General features: G+C 57.8%; 1 pseudogene. It reads right to left on the bottom strand.

The window, feature by feature from the left end:
- Positions 1-121 precede the first annotated feature (121 nt).
- A pseudogene (locus tag DWB85_RS19320) lies at positions 122-880 on the bottom strand (aconitase family protein); the annotation flags it as partial.
- Positions 881-1,000 lie beyond the last annotated feature (120 nt).

Raw genomic sequence — 1,000 nt, 5'->3', positions numbered from 1 at the left:
GTACATCGAAGTGGACTACAATCGAACCCGCCGACACAGCGCCAACGGCTTCATAAGCCCGGAAGCGTTTGAGGCACAACAAGTCGCTTAACTGCGTGTCCACTGTTGGTGGGCAGGATCACTTCACCCATGGCTTGCGTTGCAGGCCGAGTGCCAAAGCCTTTTGAGCCACCAGTCCCGCTGCCACCATTACCGCGGGATTCGATGTGTTGGTGCAAGAGGTAATGGCCGCAATCACCACATCACCATGGTGCATGGGCTCTTCACTGCCAGCCAGCGGGAATGCCATGTCGCGTTGATCAGATTTGCCGTCCAGGTCAATAAACTGGTCAGTCGCGGAGCGCAGTTCGCGCACGGGGACCCTATCCTGTGGGCGTTTCGGTCCGGCCAGGTTGGGCTCGACCGTTGACATATCAAGCTGCAGCCTGGCGGCAAATTGCGGCGGGGTGTATTTTTCGTCGCGCCACATGCCCTGAGCCTTGCAGTAGGCTTCGACCCGGGCGATGGTGTGCGGGTCACGGCCGGTCAGCTCAAGGTAGGCCAGCGTCTGCTTGTCCACCGGGAAGAAGCCGCAGGTAGCGCCATATTCCGGTGCCATATTGGCGATAGTGGCTCGATCCGCCAGCGGAAGATGATCGAGTCCACTGCCGAAGAACTCCACAAACTTGCCGACCACGCCATGGGAACGCAGCATTTGCACGATCTGTAATACCAGGTCGGTGGCGGTAATACCCTCGTGCATTTTTCCAGTTAGTTCAAACCCGACGACATCCGGTATCAGCATCGAGATAGGCTGCCCCAACATGGCCGCTTCGGCCTCGATACCCCCAACCCCCCAGCCCAGCACGCCCAGTCCATTGATCATGGTGGTATGGCTGTCCCCCCGTGGCAGGATAGTTGTCGTGTCTGATTTTTCATTAATGTTCGGGGGGCGCTCAGGATTGAGCAATGACACGATATTCACCAGAGCGTAAAGAAGCAGTGATCAGGCGGATGATGC

The organism is Seongchinamella sediminis, from assembly GCF_003457605.1.
In the GTDB taxonomy this organism is placed as follows: domain Bacteria; phylum Pseudomonadota; class Gammaproteobacteria; order Pseudomonadales; family Halieaceae; genus Halioglobus; species Halioglobus sediminis.
Note: the sequence above shows the minus strand (reverse complement) of the source record. Positions and strands in the feature narration are given on the sequence as shown.